Origin of the sequence: Acidovorax sp. Root402 (assembly GCF_001425125.1) — a bacterium.
In the GTDB taxonomy this organism is placed as follows: domain Bacteria; phylum Pseudomonadota; class Gammaproteobacteria; order Burkholderiales; family Burkholderiaceae_C; genus Acidovorax; species Acidovorax delafieldii.
Map to the genome: position 1 here is coordinate 454,696 of NZ_LMDQ01000001.1, position 22,117 is coordinate 476,812.

20 protein-coding genes and 1 pseudogene are annotated in these 22,117 nt (G+C 62.6%); 17 read left to right on the top strand and 4 right to left on the bottom strand.

The window, feature by feature from the left end; translation table 11 throughout:
• Nucleotides 1–233: 233 nt before the first annotated feature.
• From glcE to ASC83_RS23770, 13 genes are all read left to right on the top strand, one after another.
• On the top strand, nucleotides 234–1,361 hold the full coding sequence (glcE, locus tag ASC83_RS02095; RefSeq protein WP_056057225.1) for a glycolate oxidase subunit GlcE: 1,128 nt from the start codon (nucleotides 234–236) through the stop codon (nucleotides 1,359–1,361).
• A gap of 42 nt (nucleotides 1,362–1,403) precedes the next feature.
• Nucleotides 1,404–2,225, top strand: coding sequence for a YoaK family protein (locus tag ASC83_RS02100; protein ID WP_056057227.1), 822 nt, complete (start codon nucleotides 1,404–1,406; stop codon nucleotides 2,223–2,225).
• A gap of 45 nt (nucleotides 2,226–2,270) precedes the next feature.
• Complete coding sequence (glcF, locus tag ASC83_RS02105) at nucleotides 2,271–3,524, top strand: glycolate oxidase subunit GlcF (RefSeq protein ID WP_056057230.1); 1,254 nt, start codon at nucleotides 2,271–2,273, stop codon at nucleotides 3,522–3,524.
• A gap of 129 nt (nucleotides 3,525–3,653) precedes the next feature.
• Nucleotides 3,654–4,616 carry a ProQ/FINO family protein gene (locus ASC83_RS02110; protein ID WP_056057231.1) on the top strand — a complete coding sequence of 321 codons (963 nt, stop codon included), beginning with the start codon at nucleotides 3,654–3,656 and terminating at the stop codon, nucleotides 4,614–4,616.
• Nucleotides 4,617–4,855: 239 nt separating this feature from the next.
• The gene (locus tag ASC83_RS02115; RefSeq protein ID WP_056057233.1) at nucleotides 4,856–5,347 is read left to right on the top strand and encodes a GyrI-like domain-containing protein; all 492 of its coding nucleotides are present in this window, start codon (nucleotides 4,856–4,858) and stop codon (nucleotides 5,345–5,347) included.
• A gap of 22 nt (nucleotides 5,348–5,369) precedes the next feature.
• The gene (locus tag ASC83_RS02120) at nucleotides 5,370–6,014 is read left to right on the top strand and encodes a glutathione S-transferase family protein (RefSeq protein WP_056057236.1); all 645 of its coding nucleotides are present in this window, start codon (nucleotides 5,370–5,372) and stop codon (nucleotides 6,012–6,014) included.
• A gap of 59 nt (nucleotides 6,015–6,073) precedes the next feature.
• Nucleotides 6,074–6,811, top strand: coding sequence for a YafY family protein (locus ASC83_RS02125; RefSeq protein ID WP_056057237.1), 738 nt, complete (start codon nucleotides 6,074–6,076; stop codon nucleotides 6,809–6,811).
• A 328-nt stretch (nucleotides 6,812–7,139) separates the two neighbouring features.
• Nucleotides 7,140–9,689 carry a type VI secretion system tip protein TssI/VgrG gene (gene tssI, locus ASC83_RS02130; protein WP_056057241.1) on the top strand — a complete coding sequence of 850 codons (2,550 nt, stop codon included), beginning with the start codon at nucleotides 7,140–7,142 and terminating at the stop codon, nucleotides 9,687–9,689.
• Between the two features lie 65 nt (nucleotides 9,690–9,754).
• Nucleotides 9,755–10,186, top strand: a complete 432-nt coding sequence (locus ASC83_RS02135) for a DcrB-related protein (RefSeq protein ID WP_056057242.1) — start codon at nucleotides 9,755–9,757, stop codon at nucleotides 10,184–10,186.
• A gap of 143 nt (nucleotides 10,187–10,329) precedes the next feature.
• The gene (locus ASC83_RS02140; RefSeq protein ID WP_056057244.1) at nucleotides 10,330–14,979 is read left to right on the top strand and encodes a DUF6531 domain-containing protein; all 4,650 of its coding nucleotides are present in this window, start codon (nucleotides 10,330–10,332) and stop codon (nucleotides 14,977–14,979) included.
• A 619-nt stretch (nucleotides 14,980–15,598) separates the two neighbouring features.
• Entirely contained in the window at nucleotides 15,599–15,874 is a 276-nt protein-coding gene (locus tag ASC83_RS24225; RefSeq protein ID WP_056057247.1) for an RHS domain-containing protein, read from the top strand.
• Between the two features lie 196 nt (nucleotides 15,875–16,070).
• The gene (locus ASC83_RS24495) at nucleotides 16,071–16,277 is read left to right on the top strand and encodes an HNH/endonuclease VII fold putative polymorphic toxin (protein WP_369816930.1); all 207 of its coding nucleotides are present in this window, start codon (nucleotides 16,071–16,073) and stop codon (nucleotides 16,275–16,277) included.
• Nucleotides 16,258–16,683 carry a hypothetical protein gene (locus ASC83_RS23770; RefSeq protein WP_156379394.1) on the top strand — a complete coding sequence of 142 codons (426 nt, stop codon included), beginning with the start codon at nucleotides 16,258–16,260 and terminating at the stop codon, nucleotides 16,681–16,683. The genes ASC83_RS24495 and ASC83_RS23770 overlap by 20 nt, the downstream gene beginning before the upstream one ends.
• Before the next feature lie 17 nt (nucleotides 16,684–16,700).
• On the opposite strand, the pseudogene ASC83_RS24230 reads toward ASC83_RS23770, so the two are convergent.
• A pseudogene (locus tag ASC83_RS24230) lies at nucleotides 16,701–16,832 on the bottom strand (IS481 family transposase); the annotation flags it as partial.
• A gap of 253 nt (nucleotides 16,833–17,085) precedes the next feature.
• Here ASC83_RS24230 and ASC83_RS23300 point away from each other — a divergent pair.
• The 4 genes from ASC83_RS23300 to ASC83_RS24240 all read left to right on the top strand — a co-directional run bounded on the left by ASC83_RS23300 (nucleotide 17,086) and on the right by ASC83_RS24240 (nucleotide 18,597).
• Entirely contained in the window at nucleotides 17,086–17,796 is a 711-nt protein-coding gene (locus ASC83_RS23300) for an RHS repeat-associated core domain-containing protein (RefSeq protein WP_082522296.1), read from the top strand.
• A 12-nt stretch (nucleotides 17,797–17,808) separates the two neighbouring features.
• Complete coding sequence (locus ASC83_RS02160; RefSeq protein ID WP_156379395.1) at nucleotides 17,809–18,120, top strand: hypothetical protein; 312 nt, start codon at nucleotides 17,809–17,811, stop codon at nucleotides 18,118–18,120.
• Nucleotides 18,121–18,194: 74 nt separating this feature from the next.
• The gene (locus ASC83_RS23775; RefSeq protein WP_156379396.1) at nucleotides 18,195–18,356 is read left to right on the top strand and encodes a hypothetical protein; all 162 of its coding nucleotides are present in this window, start codon (nucleotides 18,195–18,197) and stop codon (nucleotides 18,354–18,356) included.
• 46 nt (nucleotides 18,357–18,402) lie between these two features.
• Nucleotides 18,403–18,597, top strand: a complete 195-nt coding sequence (locus ASC83_RS24240) for a hypothetical protein (RefSeq protein WP_235509289.1) — start codon at nucleotides 18,403–18,405, stop codon at nucleotides 18,595–18,597.
• A gap of 392 nt (nucleotides 18,598–18,989) precedes the next feature.
• Here the strand turns inward: ASC83_RS24240 and ASC83_RS02165 are convergent, their stop codons facing one another.
• The 3 genes from ASC83_RS02165 to ASC83_RS02180 all read right to left on the bottom strand — a co-directional run bounded on the left by ASC83_RS02165 (nucleotide 18,990) and on the right by ASC83_RS02180 (nucleotide 21,858).
• Nucleotides 18,990–19,664, bottom strand: a complete 675-nt coding sequence (locus ASC83_RS02165; protein ID WP_082522298.1) for an OmpA family protein — start codon at nucleotides 19,662–19,664, stop codon at nucleotides 18,990–18,992.
• 727 nt (nucleotides 19,665–20,391) lie between these two features.
• Nucleotides 20,392–20,883: a glutathione peroxidase gene (locus ASC83_RS02175; RefSeq protein WP_056057259.1), complete on the bottom strand. Its 492-nt coding sequence runs from the start codon at nucleotides 20,881–20,883 to the stop codon at nucleotides 20,392–20,394.
• A gap of 75 nt (nucleotides 20,884–20,958) precedes the next feature.
• The gene (locus ASC83_RS02180; RefSeq protein ID WP_056057260.1) at nucleotides 20,959–21,858 is read right to left on the bottom strand and encodes a DMT family transporter; all 900 of its coding nucleotides are present in this window, start codon (nucleotides 21,856–21,858) and stop codon (nucleotides 20,959–20,961) included.
• Nucleotides 21,859–22,117: the final 259 nt, after the last annotated feature.

Genomic DNA, 22,117 nt, shown 5'->3' on the forward strand with positions numbered 1-22,117 from the left:
GTGTCTGGTGGCACCGTGGCGTCGCAATAAGAACAAGCGAGTTACTCCTCTGGTTACTTCAGCCCGCCGACCACCGGCGGGCTTTTTTCGTACCGTTGGGTGACGCGTGTGGGACTGGCGCGCCAGGGGGCCAAAGGCCCCATGGCATCCGCCAGTCCTTTGCACGTCCGCTGTTCAAAAAATTCACGCCCCCTGCATGCCGTGCGGCGGACCGCTGCCGCTACGATGCACGGATGGACTTTTCCCTCGCCCCGATCACTGAGCGCGTGCGCGCTGCCGCCGCCGACCAGACCCCGTTGCGCATCCGTGGCGGGGGCACCAAGGACTTCCATGGCCTGGCGCTGCACGGCGAGGTGCTGGACACCCGGGTGCTGCGTGGCATCGTGAGTTACGAGCCCAGCGAGCTGGTCGTCACCGTGCGGGCCGGCACCCCGCTGGCCGAGCTGGAGGCCGCGCTGGCCGAACAAGGCCAGTGCCTGCCCTTTGAACCCCCGCATTTCGCCAAGACTCCTGCAGACGCCGCTACCGTGGGTGGCATGGTGGCGGCCGGCCTGTCCGGCCCGGCACGCGCCAGCGTGGGGGCGGTGCGTGACTATCTGTTGGGCGTGACCCTGCTCAACGGCAAGGCCGAGCTGCTCACCTTCGGCGGCCAGGTCATGAAGAACGTGGCGGGCTATGACGTGGCGCGCCTCATGGCCGGTGCCTGGGGCACGCTGGGCCTGCTGACCGAAGTGAGCCTCAAGGTGCTGCCCGTGGCCCCCGGCGAGGCCACGCTCCGGTTCGAGGGCATCAACCAGGCCGATGCGTTGCGCAAGCTGCACGCCTGGGGCGGCCAGCCGCTACCCCTCAACGCCAGCTGCTGGGTGCAGGACGAAGGCGCAGGCACCCTGTATGTGCGCCTGCGCGGCGCCGTGGCGGCGGTGGAGGCCGCGTGCAAAACCATGGGTGGCACGCGCATGGACAACGCCACCGTGGCCGCTGACTGGACCGCCTGCCGCGAGCAGACCCTGCCGTGGTTCACCGAGCGGGCCACGCGCCCCGACCACGCCCTGTGGCGCCTGTCGGTGCCCGCCACCGCGCCGGTGCTGGCTTTGCCCGGCGGCGTGCAGCCCCTGGTGGAATGGCATGGGGCGTTGCGCTGGGTGCAGGCCCCCGAGTCCACCGGCGACGCGCTGCGCGAAGCCGCCCGGGCGGTGGGCGGGAATGCTTCTCTTTTTGTAGCTGCTGAGGCAAATAAATCCGGCGCCAGCGGTGCTTTTGACTTGCAATCCAAGGCGCTGGAGCAAATCCACGCCCGCCTCAAGCACAGCTTTGACCCTGCCGGCATCTTCAACCCCGGCCGCATGGCGCGGGCCTGGTAGGCAAGCCAACCCCCCCTCACAGCCACCACCGCCACCCTGGCCATGCGACGCCTTTTTCACCTCACCGGACACCACCGCACGGTTGCGAGCAACCAGGTGCTGGGCCTGCTGCTGGCGTTCAACGCCGGGGCGGTGAACGCCGGGGGGTTTCTGGTGGTGCACCTCTACACCTCGCACATGACGGGTTTCCTGTCGTCGCTGGCCGACAACCTGGTGCTGGGGCAGATGAAGCTGGTGCTGGGCGCCGTGGGCGCGCTCTGGGCCTTCATGTCGGGGGCGGGTACCACGGCCATCATGGTCAACTGGGCGCGCCAGCGCAGGCTGCGCAGCACCTACGCGCTGCCGCTGCTGCTGGAGTCCGTGCTCATGCTGCTGTTTGGCCTGGTGGGCGCCATCACCCTCAGCTGGCCCACGCCTTTTGCGGTGCCACTCACGGTGCTGCTGCTGTCCTTCATCATGGGACTGCAGAACGCCACCGTGACCAAGATGTCCTCGTCCCAGATCCGCACCACCCACATGACGGGCGTGGTGACCGACCTGGGAATCGAGATGGGCAAGATGCTCTACTGGAACCGCACAGGCACTGCGCCCGAATCGCAGGTGCGTGCCAACCAGGCCCGGCTGCGGCTGTTTGCCGGGCTGGTGGGCATGTTTCTGGTGGGCGGCATTGCGGGGGCTGCGGGCTTCAAGCACGTGGGCTTTGTGTTTGTGGTGCCGCTGGCGCTGGTGCTGCTGGCCCTGTCGCTGCCCCCGCTGTGGGCTGACCGCGCCAGGCTGCGCCACCCCTTGCGCAAGCCCTCGGCGCCCGCCGCGCCGGGCGACCCCAGCCTGGCGCCGCCAGCGGACCCACCGGCCGCGCGCTGACCAACCTCCGCCGAAATTTTTGTCTCTTCGCCCAGGCTGCACCCCATGCAAACCCAGCTCTCCCCCGAATACCGCGCCCGCGCCGATGGCCTGGAGGCCGAATCCATCCTGCGCAAATGTGTGCACTGCGGCTTTTGCACCGCCACCTGCCCCACCTACCAGCTGCTGGGCGACGAGCTGGACGGCCCGCGCGGCCGCATCTACCTCATCAAGCAGGTGCTCGAAGGCGCCGAGCCCACGCGCAAGACCCAGATGCACCTGGACCGGTGCCTCACCTGCCGCAACTGCGAAAGCACCTGCCCGAGCGGCGTGCAATACGGCCATCTGGTGGACATCGGTCGCAAGATCGTCGATGAAAAAGTGCCCCGCCCCGTGGGCGAAAAAGCCCTGCGCTGGGCGCTGAAGGAGGGCCTGCCTTCGCCGCTGTTCGCTCCTGCCATGAAGGCAGGACAAATGGTGCGCGGCCTGCTGCCCGAAGCGCTCAAGGCCAAGGTGCCCGCACCGCAGGACGCCGGCGCCTGGCCCACGCGTGAACATGCGCGCAAGGTGCTCATGCTGGCGGGCTGCGTGCAACCGGCCATGATGCCCAACATCAACACCGCCACGGCGCGCGTGCTCGACGCGGTGGGCATCCAGACCGTGATCGCATCCAAGGCGGGCTGCTGCGGCGCCGTCAAATTCCACCTCAACGACCCGGCTGGCGGCATGGCAGAGATGCGCGCCAACATCGACGCCTGGTGGCCGCTGGTGGACGCGGGTGGGGTTGAGGCCATCGTCATGAACGCCTCGGGCTGCGGCGTCACCGTCAAGGAATACGGCCACATCCTGAAGGACGATGCGGCATACGCGGGCAAGGCTGAGCGCATCAGCAGCCTCACGCGCGACCTGTCGGAGCTGCTGCCCGCCCTGCTGCCCGAGCTGGCCGCCAAGCTGCAGGGCCGTGTGAACCAGCCGGACACCCTGTACGCCTACCACCCCCCTTGCACGCTCCAGCACGGCCAGAAGCTGCGCGGCGGGGTGGAGGCGCACCTGAACCAGCTGGGCTTCAAGCTGCGCACCGCGCGCAACGATGCCCACCTGTGCTGTGGCTCGGCAGGCACCTATTCGGTGCTCAACCCCGACCTGTCCTACCAGCTGCGCGACCGCAAGCTCGGCGTGCTCGGCGAGGCCTTCGGCAACCAGCCGCCCGACATGATCCTGTCGGCCAACATCGGCTGCATCACCCATCTGCAAAGCGGCACGGGGACGCCTGTGCGGCACTGGGTGGAGGTGCTGGACGAGGCCCTGTGCACGGGTTGACGGCGCGTTGGGCGAGACGCGGGGCGCTCACGGCGTGCGCCGGAATCCGGCCCATTTGGTGCCTGTAGCCCCGAGGCTGGCATGATCGAGGGTTTTGTCGCCTCTCATTTGCCCCCGAACTGCACCGCCATGACCGACTCCGTGTCCGCACAAGAACAACCCCAAACCGCACCCGTCGCGCCCGTAGCGCCTGCCGCTCCCCAGGCAGCGCCTGTGCCGACCGAGGCTGCTGCGGTCGCTGTGGCGGCCTCTGAACCTGCTGCGTTGGCCGAAGCCGGCGCGCCCCAGCGGCGCCAGGACGGCTCGCGCCGGGGTGGCCGCAACCGCCGCAAACCCGAAGGGCGCCAGGCGCCGCAGGGCCGTGCAAGCGCCGACGGTGCGGCAGACGCTGCAGCGCCCGCAGGTGGCCCGGGCGCAGGCACGCGCGCGCCGCAGCGCGTGCACCCCGCGCTGGAGCAGCTGGCAGGGCTCTACCCCCACCTGTTTGGCGCCGTGTTCCGTCCGCTCAAGCGCGGCATCTTCCAGGACATCCTGGCGGCCCACCCCGAGCTGTTCGAGCGCGAGGCGCTCAAGGTGGCGCTGGGCCTGCACACCCGCTCCACGCGCTATCTGCAAAGCGTGGCGGCAGGCGATAAGCGCCACGACCTGCAGGGCCAGCCTGTGGAAGACATGGCCCCCGAGCATGTGCACCATGCGCTGCTGGAGGTCTACCGCCGCAAGAAGGCGCGCGCCACCGAAGACCTGCTGCCCAAGCTGCGCAACCGCATGATGGCTGCGTTCGAGGCCTCGGGCCTCACGCGCGAGGCATATACCCAACTGGTGTTGAGCCGCGACGAAGCCGCCAACGCCATCCTCGAAGAAGCCTTTGCCGAATGGTCGGCCCGCAACGCCAAGGATGAAGCCTTGCTGCGCGCCTTTGAGGCCAGCGGCCAGACCCTGGACGCCTTTGCCGATATGTACGGCATGGTGCCCCGCACGGTGGGGCAGCAGCTGGAGCGCGCCCGCCGGCGGGCGGCTGCAGCGGCTTCTGCAGCGGCTGCGGTATCTGCTGCTCCCGCCGCAGAGCCTGGCGACTCCGCCGCCGCAGCCTGACCGGCCCGTGCTGAGCTGAGCGGGGGGCGGCACAACGCTCCCTCTGCCCTCGCTTGTCATGGCGTGCTGGCAGCGGCTTCCGTCATCTTCTCGTCGGCCGAGAGAGGGCCCTGCGGTGTGGCTCCGTCTGCGTCGGCGCGTGTCACGGCTTGTTGCAACGCTGCAGACAGGCTACTGACACCATGTTGTCAGCAGCCGGGCTGCACCATGCCGGGCCTGACACAGAGAGGAGCTTGACCATGACAACAACCCCCACCATGACCCCGGTTGCCGCGTTTCATGTCACTGGACTGACGGTACGCACCCGCAATCGCGACGAGATGGACCCCGCCACCGCCCGCATTGGAGGTCTGTGGGACCGCTTTTTCAGCCAGAGCTGGGAGCGCAACCTGCCCGGCCGTGGTGAGGATGGCCGCATCTTCGGCGTCTACAGCGACTACGAATCCGACGAACACGGCGCCTTTGATGTCACTGCTGGCGTGGCTGTGCCACCGCCCGTCACCTCGGTGCCAGGGGCTGTGCAGATCGCGGTGCAGGCGGGCGACTATCTGGTGTTCCACGGCCACGGCACAATGCCGCAGATGGTGATCGATGCCTGGGGCGAGGTCTGGCGCTACTTTGCGGCCCACCCGCAAGTGCCACGGCGCTTTGGCACCGATTTCGAGCTGTATGAAGGCCCGGACCGCGTGGCCATCCATATCGGCATCGCCCCCAGTGCGCCCCGCGCATGACCTGAACGAACCAGGAGCCTCCATGAACACATCTTCTGCCGCCCTGACGTTCTACACCCATCCCATGTCCCGAGGCCGTACCGCGCGCTGGATGCTGGAAGAGTGTGGTGTGCCCTACGACACCGTGCTGCTTGAATACGGCACCACCATGAAGGCTCCCGACTACCTGGCCATCAACCCCATGGGCAAGGTGCCTGCACTGCGGCACGGACAGGTGGTGGTCACCGAGGTGGCGGCCATCTGTGCCTACCTGGCCGACCTGTTCCCCGACAAATCGTTGGCGCCCCCTGTGGGCACGCCTGCACGCGCTGCGTATTACCGCTGGCTGTTCTTTTGCGCCGGCCCGCTGGAGAGCGCCGCCACTGCCAAGGCGCTGAACCTGCTGGCACCCGCCGAACGGGCGGCCATGGTGGGCTACGGCAGCTACGCCGATGTGATGAACACCCTGGAGCAAGCCGTGCGCCAGGGCCCGCATCTGTGCGGCGACCACTTCACGGCCTTGGACCTGTATGTGGGCGCGCACCTGATCTGGGGCATGCAGTTCGGCACCATCGAACGCCGCCCCGCGTTCGAGCAGTTTGTGCAGCCGTTCAGGCAGCGCTCCGCGTTTGTGCGCGCCTCCCAGATCGACGACGCGCTGGCGCAGCAGAGCAAAGGCCATGGCTGAGTTCTGCGTCCTGACACTGCCCATCTGGTCGGCTGCAGCTCGCCCCGGGGGGCACGTTCATGCGCCGCGCTGACCGCCTGTTCCAGATCGTCCAGCTCATCCGGGGGCGGCGCCTGTCCACCGCCGCCTTCCTGGCCGAGCGGCTTGAAGTCTCGGCCCGCACCATCTACCGCGACGTGGCGGACCTCCAGCACCAGGGCGTGCCCATTGAGGGCGAAGCCGGTGTGGGCTACCGCCTGGGCGCGGGCTTCGATCTGCCGCCGCTGATGTTCAGCCAGGGTGAAGCCAATGCGCTGGTAGCTGCCGCCCGTCTGGCCCAGACCTGGCTGGATGCCGGGCTGGCCCGAGAGGTGGAAGGCGCCCTGGGCAAGATCCTGTCCGTGCTGCCCCCCGCCGCGCGCGTGGCGGCCGAGGCCCAGGCCCTGTATGCCCCGCCCGTCGGCCTGGACCCGCGCGCCCAGGCCACCCTGCAAGCCCTGCGCGAGGCAGTGCACAGCCGCCACGTGGTGCAGGTGGACTATGCCGACGTCAACGGCCGCCCCAGCCTGCGCCGCCTGCGCCCGCTCGGCTGCTTTTACTGGGGCAAGGTCTGGACGCTGTCGGCCTGGTGCGAGCTGCGCAATGACTTTCGGGGCTTTCGCATCGACCGCATTTCTTCCATCACCGTGCTGGACGAGCAGTTCCGGCAGGAGCCAGGCAAGACCCTGGCGGACTTGCTGCGCAAGGTGGAGGGGGAGATGGAAGGGCGAGCGGTGGAGGGGGGTGATCCTCAAGCGGCGCCGTCGGCAATGGCCTGATGCCGTGCCTCCAATCGTTTTCGATGCCGAGCTCAGCCTTGGCAGAAATGTCGTGGCAAAGCGCCTCGCGATGATCCTGATGGGCGGCCTGCTGCAAATGACATGAGCCTTGTTTCAAAAAGAGTTGGACAGGAGTTGTTCATTACCACAGGTGCCTTTGTCGATTTTCTTTCTGTTGCAAGATGTCTTGAAGATTCCTGATTGGTAACCGAAGTTACTTTTTGCGTTAATTTCGCCGTATTAACGACGCCTTCTGTCAAAAGAAAATACCTGCCTGCAGCTATCATCCGCCGCACTTTGCACTCATCGGCCGGACAGTCTGCAGCACATGAAACGTCGCGTCACCATTCAAACGCCTCTGGGCGACCAGCTCAAATTCAGGCAACTCCAGGGTATCGAAGAGATCAGCCAACTCTTCACCCTGGACGTGGACTTGCTGAGTGAGAGCAAAAGTGTGGATCCCAAGGCGTTGTTAGGCAAAAACGCCACCATCGTTGTAGAAACGGAGGGCGGTGGCACCCGCCATATCGACGGCATCGTCACCCGGTTTGGCATGCAGGGGCAAGACCACCGCATGTACTCCTACCGGGCGCGGCTCAGCCCCTGGCTCTGGCTGGCAACCCGTAAAAGCGATTTCAAGATATTTCAGAACAAAACTGTTCCAGAAATCATTGAAGAAGTTCTGGGTAAATATGGTTATCCCCTCGATAAAAAGCTGACGCGTAGTTATCGTACCTGGGATTATTGCGTTCAATACAACGAAACTGATTGCCAGTTTGTTTCTCGCCTCATGGAGCATGAGGGTATTTATTATTACCACCAGCATTCAGCAGGACAACACACGCTCACGCTGGCGGACGACATTGTGGCGTCGCACAGCCCTTTGCCAGACGCAGCCTCAATCCCCTTTTATCCCCCTGAAAAAGCTGCCATCGCTGATCGCGAAAGCATCTATGCGTGGGAGTTGGCGGAGGAAATCAAACCGGGTCGGCATTACAACGACGACTACGACTTCAAGAAGCCCAAGGCAGATTTGTCGAACATGCGCAAAGATCCCCCGGGTCACGCGCATGACAGCCACGAGATCTACGAGTGGCCCGGTGGCTATACCGAATATGGAGATGGCGAGGCGTATGTGAAGGTGCGCCTCCAGGAGAACCTGACTCGCCAAAGCGTCGTACAAGGTAAATCCAGCTGCCGCGCGCTCACCCCCGGCTACACCTTCAACCTGGAAAACTACCCGCGCGAAGACCAGAACCAGCAGTACCTCATCACCTCGGTGCAATACCATTTTCAGGAGAACCCTGAGGTCAGCAGCGTAGCCAAGCCCACGCCTAAAACCACCAAGGATGAGGTGGGGTCCATTCAACGGTTTGTGCTGAAGGCGCAACCCACCAGTTTGCCGTTCACCCCACCCCGGGTCACGCCCAAGCCCCGTAGCCAGGGCCCCCAGACGGCTGTGGTGGTGGGCCCGCCTAGTGAGGAAATCTGGACCGACAAATACGGACGTGTGAAGGTGCAGTTCCACTGGGACCGCATTGGCTCCATGGACGAGAACTCCAGCTGTTGGATCCGAGTGTCGCACCCGTGGGCGGGCATGAAGTACGGCGGTATCTTCACGCCGCGCATCGGCCAGGAAGTCATCGTGGACTTCCTCAACGGCGACCCCGACTATCCCATCATCACTGGCCGCGTCTACAACGCAGACCAGATGCCACCGTGGGAGCTGCCCAAGCACAAGACGCAGTCCGGCTTCCAGACGAACTGGAGCAAAGGCGGCGGCGGCAAGCACATGCTGCGGTTTGAGGACCAAAAGGGCATCGAGCACATCGAGCTCTCCACCGACCATGGCAATACCCACCTGCACATGGGCTACCTCATGAACCAGAGCACCGAGGCCAAGCGCAGCTATGGCTTCGAACTGCGCACGAATGAATGGGGGGCGATTCGGGCTGACAAGGGCTTGCTGATCACGACCTATACACAGGACTTCAAGCAGAAGGTGGCGCATGACAATCCAGATGGCTTCGATGGCCTGGGTGAAGGGCTGGCCAACACGGCTTCACTGATGGAGGAAGCAGGCGAGGCCGTCGCGGCCATGAACGGTGCCATCGAGGCCATCAATGGCCTCAAGACATCGCACATGATGGAGCTGAGTTCGGGAATCGCCGCGATGACCGGCGGCAAGGCTGCCATGGCCACCTTGTCGAAAGCGGCAGCTGCCATTGCTGCGCTCGCCGGCGACGGAGGAGGGGGTGGTGCAGGGGCGGAAACGCTCATGCCCACGAATACCGACCCGGCGATGCCACAGTCGCAGGCGCTGCGAGAGCTGTCCAAGGACATCAGCAAGCCGGTGGTTTCCATCGTGAGCCCCGAAGGGCATTCGATGATCAGCCCCAAGCCCATCGTGATCAGTTCGGGGCAGAGCGCCTCCATGCATGCCAAGCAGCACATCACGCTGTCCAGCGGCGCGCAGCTCACCCAACTGGCCAAGAGCGGCATGCTGACCCACGTGTCCGAAGGTGGTCAGCGCAACACCGTGTCCAAGGGCGACATCGCTTCGGAAGCCCAGACGGGCAACATGAACCTCACCGCCCAGCAGAACATCACCCTGGCTTCCAAGCAGGACACCGCCACCGTCGTCGGTGACCAGAACGTGAACATCCAGGCCACGAAGGATTCCGTGCTGGTGAAGGCGGCCAAGCACATCAGGTTGCAGGCGGGCGAGAGCATTACGCTGACCATCGGTGAGGGAGAGGGCGTCGCTTCGCTCAAGCTCACCGACAAAGGCGAAGTCGTCATCAAGGGCAAGAACGGTCTGATCAAACTGAGCGAGTTGCTGGACGTTCACGGGGCGCCCATCCAGCTCAACTGCTGAATCACCCCCCTACGCAGCGTACCTTTTCGCCAGCACGACAGCCATCTCCACCAAAGAACCTTCGCATGCAATTCCACCTCAACGAAGGCAGCTTCACGCTGCCCGACGGCCTTCGGGACAACAGCATGAACATGCTGCTGACGGGCCACAGTGGCCTCGATCTGAGCCTGATCATCACCCGGGACAGGCTTGAGCCTGGCGAATCCTTCGAGGCCTTCGTCGACCGCCAGATCAAGGCGGTGACACTGCAGGTCAGCAAGTTTTCCATCCAGGAAAAACACGCGCAGAAGGCTCCCGACAGGGACGACACCATTGCCGTGGAACTTGCCCAGCAGTTCACGCAGAACGGCCAGGTCATTCACCAGCGGCAACGCACGTGGCTGCTGCCCGACGCCGCCAGCGTGCTGGTGCTCACGGCGGCGTCTGCCGCGCCCATCACCGACGCGCAGAAGAATGCCTGGCTGGCCATCTGCGCAAGCTTCCAGCCGCGCCACTGAACCAGGCAGCGCCGGGTTGCGAGCCCGCGTCCCGGCAGTCGCTCCGACGCGCATCGACGGACCTCGGCACTCGTTGGCGCCGCAGTTCCCCGTAGCGCAACCCGGCAGCCGCCTCACCCCTCGTTCCACGACCCCCTTCGCCCATGAGTCAGTTTCCACCCGCGGCCCGACTGGGCGACCCCATTGCCCACAGCAATGCCAACGCACGCCTGCTGGCCAAGGTGGTTGGCATAGCCGCAGGCGCTGCCGCGCTTGGTGCGCTGTGCGCTGGAACCATCGCGGCCGGGGTGACTGCGGGTGTTGCAGCCGTCGGCACCGTGGTCACGGGCGGGCTGGCGGCGCCGATCCTCGCGGGAGCCGTCGTGCTGACCGGAGCGCTGGCCACCCTCGCTGTCAGCATGGCGGGGGGCGCTATCGGAGAAAAAATTGCCGATTGGCTGGTCCCTGAAACCTGGGATGTGACCGGGGCCATCAAGACCGGCTCACCCGATGTGTTCGTCAACAGCATTCCCGCTGCGCGGGCCACCAACGCGGTACCGCTGGACGAAGTGGTTTGCGGCAAGCACACCATCACGCCCGTCAACCTGATCGCGCAGGGCGCTGCGGTCGGACCCAAGCAGACCGTCATCAATGAAGCCCTGGCTGCCCGCAAGGGCGACAAGGTCGTGTGCGGGGCCACCATTCATGCAGGCTCGCCCAACGTCTTTATTGGCGGGGCTCCTGAGGCGGTGCGTGACTACGACGACGAGGTCAATTCACTGCTGCGGGCGGCACTATTCATTGCGGAGGCCCGAAATCTCCTGAAGAACATCAAATGTCTCTGGAAGCTGGTCAAGGATCCGAAGGCGCTCGTCAAAAACGCGGAATGCATGTTGAAGGCTGCGCAAGCCGCAGGCTCAGCGGCCATGACCGTGCCGGCCATCCTGGGCAACCCTGTGCACATCGCCACGGGCGCCAAGCTCCTGGCCGATGGGAGCGATCTGGATTTCGTGCTGCCAGGCGTGCTGCCCGTGGCGTGGCAGCGCATCTACAACAGCCTGGACGAGCGCAGCGACGGCCCGCTGGGCCGCGGCTGGAGCACACCTTACACGGTGCAGCTGCACCTGGACCACGATCCGCAGGGCCGGCCCGCCGTCACCTACTACGACGCAGATGGGCGCGACATACAGTTCACCCGCCCGGCGCCGGGGCAAGGCCTGTTCAGCGTCGCTGAGGGGATCGGCGTGCTGTGCAGTGAAGGCGGTGACTACGTCGTCGTCACAGCCGAAGGCATGTACCAATGGTTCGGCCAGGCGCCCGCCGGGAGCGTGGGTGATGCTGCGGCGGTGGGCGTATTGCACCTGCAGCGCATCGAGGACCGCAACGGCAATTACCACGCGCTGCGCTACGGTGACCACGGTGTGCTCACCCATGTGGCGGACAGCGCAGGCCGGCTCCTGGAGTTTCTGTATGTTCCGGGCACTGACCGGCTTCAGCAGATTCATCTGCGCGTAGGCGCCGATGGCGAGGCTGCGCAGGCGCTGGTGAACTACTGCTACGACGCCGCAGGCCAACTGGCCGAAGTGAGAGACCGCGCAGGGCAGACGACGCGCAGGTTTACCTATGCAAATGGCCGCATGGCGAGCCACCAGCTGCCCGGTGGCTTGCTGTGCAGCTACGAATGGCAGGAGTTTGCCCAAGGCATCGGCAATCGCCCTGGCCCCCATGCGCGCGTGGTGCGGCACTGGACGGACGACGGCGAAGCGTATGCCTTTGAATACGGCCTGCATGGCGACGGCAGCGGCAGCACCCAGGTCACCGACGGCCTGGGCCGCTGTCAGCAGTGGCACTGGAATACCGACCACGAAATCACCCGCCACACGGACGCTCTGGGCCACACCACCACGCAGGTGTGGGGCACCACCAAACAGCTGCTGGGCCATACGGATCCGCTGGGGCGATCCACCACGTACACCTACGACGACGCTGGCAACCTCACCGCAGAAACGGACGCCCTCGGACGCACGCACCGCCAGCGCTGGAGCCCCGGCCCGGCCAGCCTGCTGGTCGCGACGGAAGACCCTGGCGGCGGAACCTGGCGCTACCAGTACGACGACCACGGCAATCTGGTGGCGGAGACCGACCCTCTGGGCCACGTGACCCGCTACGCGAACGACGACCGAGGCCTGCCCGTTCTGGTGACCGATGCCCACGGCGGGCGCAAGCAGCTGCGCTGGGATGCCAGGGGCCTGCTGACCGCCTACACCGATTGCAGCGGCAAGACCACCCGTTACACGTACGACGCGCAGGGCCACCTTCACCAGGAAATCGACGCCCTGGGCCAGTCCACCGTTTTCGAGCGCGACCCGCTGGGCAGGCTGTTGCAGCTGACCCTGCCGGACGGCGCGCAGCACCAGTACCGCTACGACGCGGCGGGCCAGTGCGTGATCGCCACCGATGCGCTGGGCCATACCACCAGCTACAGCTACAACCAGCGCGGCCAGCTGACTGGGCGCTCCAAAGCGGTTGGCGCACTCACCAGCAACATCCAGCTGGGGTATGACGCGGCACGGCGCTTGTCGGCGCTGGTCAATGAAAACCGCCAGGCGTACCGGTTCGCTTACGACGCGGTGGACCGCCTGGTGGCCGAGACCCGCATCGACGGCACCCGGCAAGTGCTGCACTACGATGCAGCCTACCAGGTCGTCGGCGTGACCGAACACCCCATGCCCCAGGGCCAGGGCGACGCCGTGCCGGGCCACGCCGAGGTGCAGCCCATCCACACCCAGTTGGTGCGCGATGCTGCGGGCCAGCTGGTTCAGAAGAACGTCTACACACCCGGTGCGGCCGCGCAGGCGGGCGCAGCCGCAACGCAGGCGCCGCCCGAGCTGCAAGCCCGGATCGACTATGCATACAGCCCCACCGGCGACTTGTTGACGGCGCAACACAGCACGCCGCTGGGCGAAGTTGTTGCACAGCACACCTGGCAATACGACGCTTTGGGCCAGGTACTGCAGGAAACCGCAGGGCACGCCGTGCAAGGTCAGCAGCGCAGCAGCGCGCTGCACCACCAATACGACGCATTGGGCAACCGCATCGGCACCAGGCTGCCGGACGGACGCGCGCTGAACCACCTGTACTACGGCAGCGGCCACCTGCACCAGATCAATTTGGACGGTGCCGTCCTGGCCGACATCGAGCGCGACGACCTGCACCGCGAGGTGCTGCGCACGCAAGGCCGCCTGGCCAGCCGTTTTGCCTACGACCCGGTTGGTCGCAAAGCGGCGGCCTGGGTGCGGCCAGCCATGCTGCGGGTAGGGCGCGGCATCGGCACCGACCCAGGTGTCGATGGCCTGTGGAGCCCCTACAGCGCAGACTGGAGCCAGCGCTTGCAGCAGCGGCACAACGCCGAAGACGTGCTGCTCAAACGCTACAGCTACGACGGGAACGGAGAACTCACCAGCGTGGAGCACAGCCAGCAGGGGCATACCCTGCACCGCTACGACCAGGGCGGGCGCATCACGCAGACGCTGTCGAACCAGCCCGAGCGCAGCGAACACTTCCACTACGACCTGGCGGGTAACCGCATCAGCGCGCTGGAGGAAAGCAGCCTCAGCAACCAGGGACGAGGCTGGGTGCAAAACAACCGCGTCAAGGTGCTGCAGGACAAGCGCTACGAATACGACGGCTTCGGTAGGCTGATCAGAAAACGCATAGGCAGCCACACGGAGCAGCACTACCGCTACGACCACCAGCACAGGCTGACCCAGGTGGCGGTGGTGCGGGCGGGCAAAGACGGTCAGCCGCAAAGCCAAGTCTTCAGCTACCAGTACGACGCACTGGGCAGGCGCATCGCCAAGACTGACAGCTTTGGCACCACGCACTTCACCTGGGACGGAATGCGGCTGCTGCAGGAAAGCCGGGGCGGGCACACGAGCACCTACGTCTACGAGCCGGGCAGCTACGTGCCCCTGGCGCGCATCGACGGAAGTGGCGGCATAGAGCCACACGCTGCGGCTGCGCATGCGCTGGGCGGAGGATCAGACAGTGCACAAGGCAAGCCAGCCAGCGTGCCCACGACCAACCCGGGCTGGAGCGACCGGTTCAACGTGGGGGCGGCGGCGAACGACGGGCCCACCGATGGCTTGGCCAGAGCGGACGCAAAGACCACAGCCGCAGCCGCAGCCGCAGCCGCAGCCGCAACTCCAGCGGCGCAGGCAGCGCAGGTGTATTACTTCCACACCCAGCCCAACGGCCTGCCGGAAGAGCTGAGCGACAACAGCGGCCACCTGGTGTGGACAGCGCAGTACAGCACATGGGGCAGTACGGTCTACAACACGTTCCGGTACTACGACGCGGACTTGGGGGCGTTTACGACGCCGGATCCGATTGGGCTGTCGGGCGGATTGAACCTGCACCAGTATGCGCCCAACCCCATTAGCTGGATTGATCCTTGGGGGTGGTCGCCGTGCGATAAAAAAATTGCTGCATTGCGTAACGGAGGCAATGGGACAGCAGTTAACGTCAAAACTAAAAAAGAAGCAGATGAATTGCTAAAAGCAGCATTTCCTGGAGCCCAAAAGGTAAGAGGCATTGGGTCGCAAGATGCTCAAGGTATCCGTAAGCAGAGAAAAATGGAGCAGTTCAAGAAAAACGATGGTCAAGTTCGATACCGTAAAGACTACGCGATGGACTCAAAGACTGGGCGTGTTTATGGACATAATGATCCAAAAGGCACTGGGCACGGATCCAAGCCCCATATCAACATTAAAAAATCGGACGGTAAAATGGTTCGAATCGATATAGGGGAATGATTTTGAGTGTGCAGAAAATTATTGAGGCAATAAATTCGGGAAAGACGCGGGGTTATTCTTGTGAAGAGTGCGATGGTAATGTTGTTTTCTTTCTTCAGTTCGCGATGAAGAGGGAAGGCTCAAAGTTCATCTGCTATTTTTTTAAGATTCCCGTATCTGAAATGGACATCGTAGAAGATATTCACGACTACGAAAAAATCTCTGAGTTTAATTCTTTTGATGATGCTCTTGATTTCATTCGATCAAACGGGGGGTGTTTCGAGAATTTTTCTGCGTTCAAAGGGCTGAAGCCAATATAGCCGATTGGCGAAGTATTGAAATTTCCGGCGGGCTGATTTCGTCCCGATGTTTGTCAGCTATGCACCGCTGGCGCGCCTTCATGCCAGCGGGGCCGCCACGGAGCAAGGGGGCTGGAGCCATCCAAGAGCCGACGCAGCAGATCCAGAAATCAAAAACGATAGCGGCTAGCGCTCTACCCACAGACGCTGAAAGCCAAAAACTCTCCAAATCATCAACGGCGAAAGCGCAATACTGAGCGATGCTGGAAACCCAGTCGCAACGACAAGCCATCCCTGGAACTGGCACGCAAGGGGCCACAGCCTAGACCTCGTTTTGCAAGGTGTATTACTTCCACACCCAGCTCAACGGCCTGCCGGAAGAGCTGAGCGACAACAGCGGCCATTTGGTGTGGACAGCGCAGTACAGCACATGGGGCAGTACGGTCCGGGAGGAACGGCAAAGCTACGACGAAGCGGGAAGACCTGTTCAGCGACTGCAACAGCAGTCAGCGAACCAGACAGTGCAGCTTCAGCAGAACCTGCGGATGCAGGGGCAGTACCTGGACAGGGAAACGGGGCTGCACTACAACACGTTCCGGTACTACGACGCGGACTAACCCGATTAGCTGGATTGATCCTTGGGGATGGTCAAGGGAATGCGGGGCTGGAACCACACCAAATAAGAAGACGAGTTATGACGGCGTTAGTCGAAGAGATGCACTACGCCAAGCAAAGAGAGATGCTGGCATCCCTAATAGTCAGCAGCCGATCAAAATTACTAGAGATCAACTTGATGACGGTAGAGGAAACACAATTTTTAATTCGAAGGGACAACCTGTTACAGCGCGAGAGTATCACTACACCACTAAAGACGGAAAATCAGTTGTTATTCAAGAGCACGGCCTTGGGCATACAAAAACCACAAAGGGTCATGGTGCGGAGCCACATTTTAATGTGCGGCCGATAGCGAACACTAGAACTGGAGATGTCAAAGGAACTCATGTACATTACAACTTCTAAAAATTCGAATATTGATTTAATTGAATTTATTCAAAAAAATCAATTTTTAAGAAAAATATTTCCAAATGGATTCGGTGATGAGATTTTTTTCGGTAAAATTTCCCTAGATGTAAATGGCGGAATTTTGTTGGGGGTTCATATAAAAACAAAGCCAGTCATTGAAGTTGAAAAATGGGGATTGTGGGGTGATGATTATAATGTCGTGGTCATAAGTCTTCTTGGAAAAACGGCAGGTGACGTCATTGTGAAAAATCATCATTTTTTAAGCTATGCACCTTGTTTTGTGAAAATGAAAGATAAAATTCTTGAAATTTGCCAAGCCGATAGAAATTTCGAGATAAATCTTTCGCTTGAATATTTGATTTTTCAAGCTTGCGATGTATATATCGATACGCCTACGGACTAGAGTGGCTAACTGTCGTATCACGGACGATCATATGGTCGGTTGGGATACACATCCGGCCCCTCTTGATACCACTGCTTGATAGCCAGGATAGGTGTCTTGCCGTCCAGTGCTGACTGTGGCAACTGGTGGTTGTACAAGGTTATCCACCGCTGGCGCGCCGTCATGCTAGCGGGGCCGGCACGGAGCAAGGGGGGCTGGAGCCACCGAAGAGCCGACGCAGCAGATCCAGGAATCAAAACGATAGCGGCCAGTGCTCTACCCAAGTGCGCTGGAAACCAAAAACTCTCCAAATCATCAACGGCGAAAGCGCAATACTGGGCCACACTGGAAACCCAGTCGTAACGACAAGCCATCCCTTGAACTGGCACACAAGGGACTTGAGCCTAGACCTCGTTTTGCGAGGTGTGCTACTTCCACACCCAGCCCAACGGCCTGCCGGAAGAGCTGAGCGACAACAGCGGCCACCTGGTGTGGACAGCGCAGTACAGCACATGGGGCAGTACGGTGAACCAGACAGTTCAGCTTCAGCAGAACCTGCGGATGCAGGGGCAGTACCTGGACAGGGAAACGGGGCTGCACTACAACATGTTCCGGTATTACGACGTGGATCTGGGGGCGTTTACGACGCCGGATCCGATTGGGCTGTCGGGCGGATGGAACCTGCATCAGTATGCGCCTAACCCGATTAGCTGGATTGATCCGTGGGGGTGGAGCTGTTCTTTTGATTCAAAAGCTAACCGGTGGAGAAATAATGAAACGGGTCGTTTTTCTCAACGTCCGAGTAGTCCTGCTGATTTGGTGAGAAATGGACGGATGAATTATCCTGATATCCAGGTTTGGGCGCGACAAGGTGGACTGCCTAACGTATTTCATCCAAATCCAGCGAAATTCCCCTCCGGTGGTTTCAAGCACGAAAGTGCGCCTTATAGTATTCATGGTCATGGCGCAAACCCTGTTGCTGCTGCGAACTTTCCGGGGTCGAACGCTGGCGCTGGCCCAACCGCTAGCATTAAAGGCCCCGCTGGCAATAACTATAGAACTGATGGAACGTGGGGTCCATTTGGCGCCGACAAAAATGGCGCACATACTCCTTTGGATGGCTCCCCGTTTTAATTGGAGGCAGTCGTGAGTGATCTAGTGAAAAAATATGCGGCCTTGCCAACTATCATGGACTACGAAGATGAAACGGCTGCAATTAAAGATTTGATTGCTGTTGGTGCGATAACTTTGGTGAAGAATAAAGAGGGACTGATTTTTATTCTTTCAAAAATCGAAGAGAGTCATCAGCATAACGGTGTTTTTGAATATAAAAATACGGATTGGATGATTTTTCGACAGTTTGTGAATTTATTGCAAGATATTAATTTGCTGGAGCCTGAGATGGGTATTAATATGGATAATATGATTTTTACTTTCTCTCGCCCAGGCTTTGATTGAGAAAGTTTGATAAAAATCTTAGACACGAATTAGTCGGCATTAGACGGATCGTCCACACCCATGCGACTTAGCCCGTGCGCAGCGAATACTTCCACTATGATCTGGCGGGCAAAGACGGCCAGCCACAAAGCCAGGTCTTCAGCTACCAGTACGACGCACTGGGCAGGCGCATCGCCAAGAGCGACAGCTTTGGCACCACGCACTTCGCCTGGGACGGAATGCGGCTGCTGCAGTAAAGCCGTGGCGGGCACGCGAGCATCTACGTTTACGAGCCGTGCAGCTATGTACCGCTGGCGCGCCTGGACGCAGATGGCGAAAGATCCGAGCAGTGCGGGCTGGGCACCACCCGAGACGCGCAGCAGCCAAAAACATCAAAAAACCATAGCTGTTAGCCAAGGCCAGTTAAGCGCAAGCGGCCAAAAACACCAAGACTATTCCCAGCAACCAGCCAACGACACACTGGAAGCCCGCTACTGACAAGCACTCAACTTCAAGGGCACAGTGCAAAACACCGGCACAGATGGTCTCAGCGGGAATGCCAAGCTGTGCGAGGTGTACTACTTCCACGCCGACCAGGTCGGCCTGCACGAAGAGCTCAGCAGCGCTCGCAGCCAGATCATCCGGCAGAGAGTTTTGGCGGGGCCGCCGCTACTACTGCGATCTAAGACGAAGCAAGCGGGCGAGACGCGGTGCTCTAAATATCCTAATCATTGACGCCCTGATGCAGCGCCGCGCGCCCGCGCTGGCCGTAAAGTAACCAGCCGAGCACGCCTCCCGCACGGGCTGCCAAGCAGGCGTCCTGCCGCAGTGCTACGTGGAAGCAACGGCAAGGAAGAGCTGGCCCCGAAGGCAGGGCCAGCAAAACCAGTTCACCGAGTGGCTGCGCCGGGTGCAGCGCATGCGCAACCGGCTTGGGTGCTGGCTGCGGTGCTCATGGGGCCTGCAGGGCTTGCTTTTTCCGCGAGTTCAACGCGGCCCGTTTGCGGTGTGGAGGCCGTAGCAGTGCCCTCCTTGACCTCCATCTTGACTGCGTGCATGGGCTGCGTGGTGTTGTACTTCACGCGGATGGATTTAGCGGGCACGCCCAGCTTGATGAGTTCGCGGCGTACCGCATTGGCGCGCATCGTGGCGATGTCGCGCGCATCGATGGGGGCCTCGCGTTTGTTGCAGTAGCCGGTGATTTCCAGGCGTTCGTTGGGGTGGCGGCTCTCTGCGAACTTGGCCAGCAGCGCCAGGGTTTCTGGCGAGAGTTTGACCTGCGTGGCTTTGAACTCGGCGACGATACCGTCCTCTGGCAGGCGTGCGGGTTGGGCGATGGACTCAGGCGCTGGCTGCTCGACAGGGGCGGCGACAGTCTCGGTCGCGGGCGCGGTGGTGGCGACTGGCTCTGTTGGCGCTTGAGGGGTGTCAGCGCAACCCGCCAAACCCGATGCCAGCGCTAGCGCCAGTGCTGCGCAAGCCATGACTCTGGCTGGTCCGGGCACCGAGGCGATAGGGCGATCGAGTGCGATATGGGCTCCCGTGGCCTGGCAAATGAATGACATCAGAAAAGCTCCTTCAAGATAACGATGTGTGTGGCCTGGTGGCGATGGTTCGGGTGCGGTACTTGCGGTACTGGAAGGCAGCACGCGGCCATGAGCTGCCGAGCGTGTGTGCTCTTTTGGGGGCGGCCCTTGCCAGGGCAGCGGTGATCGGGTACTCACGCTCCGCCTGGGGCTTGTTGCATGCCGTGCTGTGGTGAATTGAGTAAGCCTTCAAAGGGGGCGGGCAGCCCGACGGCCTTGGGCGAGTGCCGGATTGGCTATCAGCGTCGTCGCAGTAGCTGGCACGAAGGCCGCTTGAGCCCAGGCCCGGCGGATCACTGGGTGCAGCCTTCGCACTGAGCAAGGTGCTGCTGTCGCCTGCGATTTCCAGGAATCGGAACTTGCAGGTCAGCGATGCAGCGGCCATGGCGGCGCGCTGCCATGCGGCAGCGAAAGCAGGCAAAGGGGCTCCCTCCAGTAGCGAACAGATGGCGTGTGCGTTCGTTGGAGTGGGCGGTCTGATGCCACCCTGGCTCACTCGGGGTCAGCGCGATGGGCGCTGCTTCTCCGCGAACGGGCCAGAGTGTCGCTGCAGAAAAGGCCGATTGACGCCGCAGCGGGGCGTTTGGCAACCGCTTGATTCAGGTTTCACAAATACCAACATTCGCCCCCAACAGGGGTAAGAGCGTCAAAAGCGAAGGGGGGCCGGGGCGCCGCAAATATTGCTGATGTGTGCCGACGAGGGCGATCAGCCCGCGGCCAGTGCCGCCGCAATATCCCCCGCCAGCTTCTTCGGCGCGTCCTGCGGCGCATAGCGGCGGATCACGCGGCCGTCCTTGCCGACGAGGAACTTGGTGAAGTTCCACTTGATGGCCTTGCTGCCCAGCAGGCCTGGGGCTTCGGCGGTGAGCCACTGGTACAGGGGCGAGGCGTTGGCGCCGTTCACGTCGATCTTGGCCATCATGGGAAAGCTCACGCCGTAGTTGAGCTGGCAGAAGCTGGCGATCTCGTCGTTGCTGCCGGGGTCCTGGGCGCCGAACTGGTTGCAGGGGAAGCCCAGCACGACGAGGCCTTGGTCTGCGTATTCCTTGTGCAGTTCTTCCAGCCCGCCGAACTGGGGCGTGAAGCCGCAGGCGCTGGCGGTGTTCACGATGAGCAATACCTTGCCGCGGTATTGCGACAGGGGCACGGCCTGGCCGTTCATCTGCAGGGCTTCAAAGTCGTAGATGCTGGTGGACATGCGGGTTCTCCGGGTGGGGATGACGGGCCATCGTAGCCCCAGCTGCAGAGGCCTGTGCGCAGGCGGGTCAATCCATCAATGAGGGCCCGCAGCACCCGGTCGGCGGAACTGCAGCGCCGCCAGCAGCGAAGCCAGCAGGATCAGCGCCCCGCCCAGCAGGGTGCGCGTGTTCAGCGTGGCCGCGCCCAGCAGGGCCGACGACACGCTGGCAAACATCACCTCCGACAGCATCACCAGCGCCGTGGTGCCCGCCGCCAGGCGGGCGGCGCCAAATTGCAGCGCCCAGTTGCCCAGCATCAGCACCCCGGCCAGCAGCAGGCCGGTGACGACCCAGATGGCATTGACGGCAGGGAAGGGTTCCACCACGCCCACTTGCAGGCCAATGCTGGCCACGGCCAGCGCCATGAGCATGCAGCCGCCAAACATCGAGAACATGCGCGCGGGCCCCGGCACGGTGTGCAGGCGGCGCAGTGTGACGTTGGTGAGCGCGAACATGAAACCGCCCAGCAGCGCCAGAGCGTCGGCCAGCGACAGGTTCTGCAGCAGGCGCGAAGCAGGCGCGCCCTCGGGCAGCAGCACCAGCACCACGCCGCAGAAAGCCAGCGCCAGGCGCAGCAGCGCCGCAGGGGTAGGGCGCTCGCCCAGCACCTTCCAGGCCAGCAGCACGGCCCAGGCGGGCATTAGGTAGAACAGCAGGATCACGCGCACCACGTCGCCAATGGTCACGGCCCAGTTGAAGGCCACGTTGTTCAGGCCCGAGGCCAGCGCCAGCAGCCACAGCTGCGGATGCGCGCGCACCTGCTGCAAGATGCCGGGGCGCCAGGCCAGCAGCGCCAGCAGCACCACCGCATACATGCAGGCCGTGGCCCACAAGGGGTGCAGCCCCGCCTGGTGCATGTGCTGGAACGGCCACCACGCCAGGCCCCAGACAAAGGCGTTGAATAAGAGTGCGGCGAAGGGGAGGGGAGAGTGCATTGAAGGGAAAAACAGGCGGTAGCGCTAGTGGAATATGCGCTGAAAGCTATAAATTATGTAGCAGGTGGTTCCATGCTGCACAGCCAGCTAAAACTGGCACGCTTCAAGGCCAGTGCACCCGTGGAACTGGCTTTGCCAGGCCACTGGGTGCGTCCCCCTCCCGCGCAGCGAGAGAGGGGGAAGACGCGCAGCGGCTCAGGGGGAGCCTTCAATAGCTCCAGGCCACTGGGTGCGTCCCCCTCGGGGGAAGCGGCGAAGC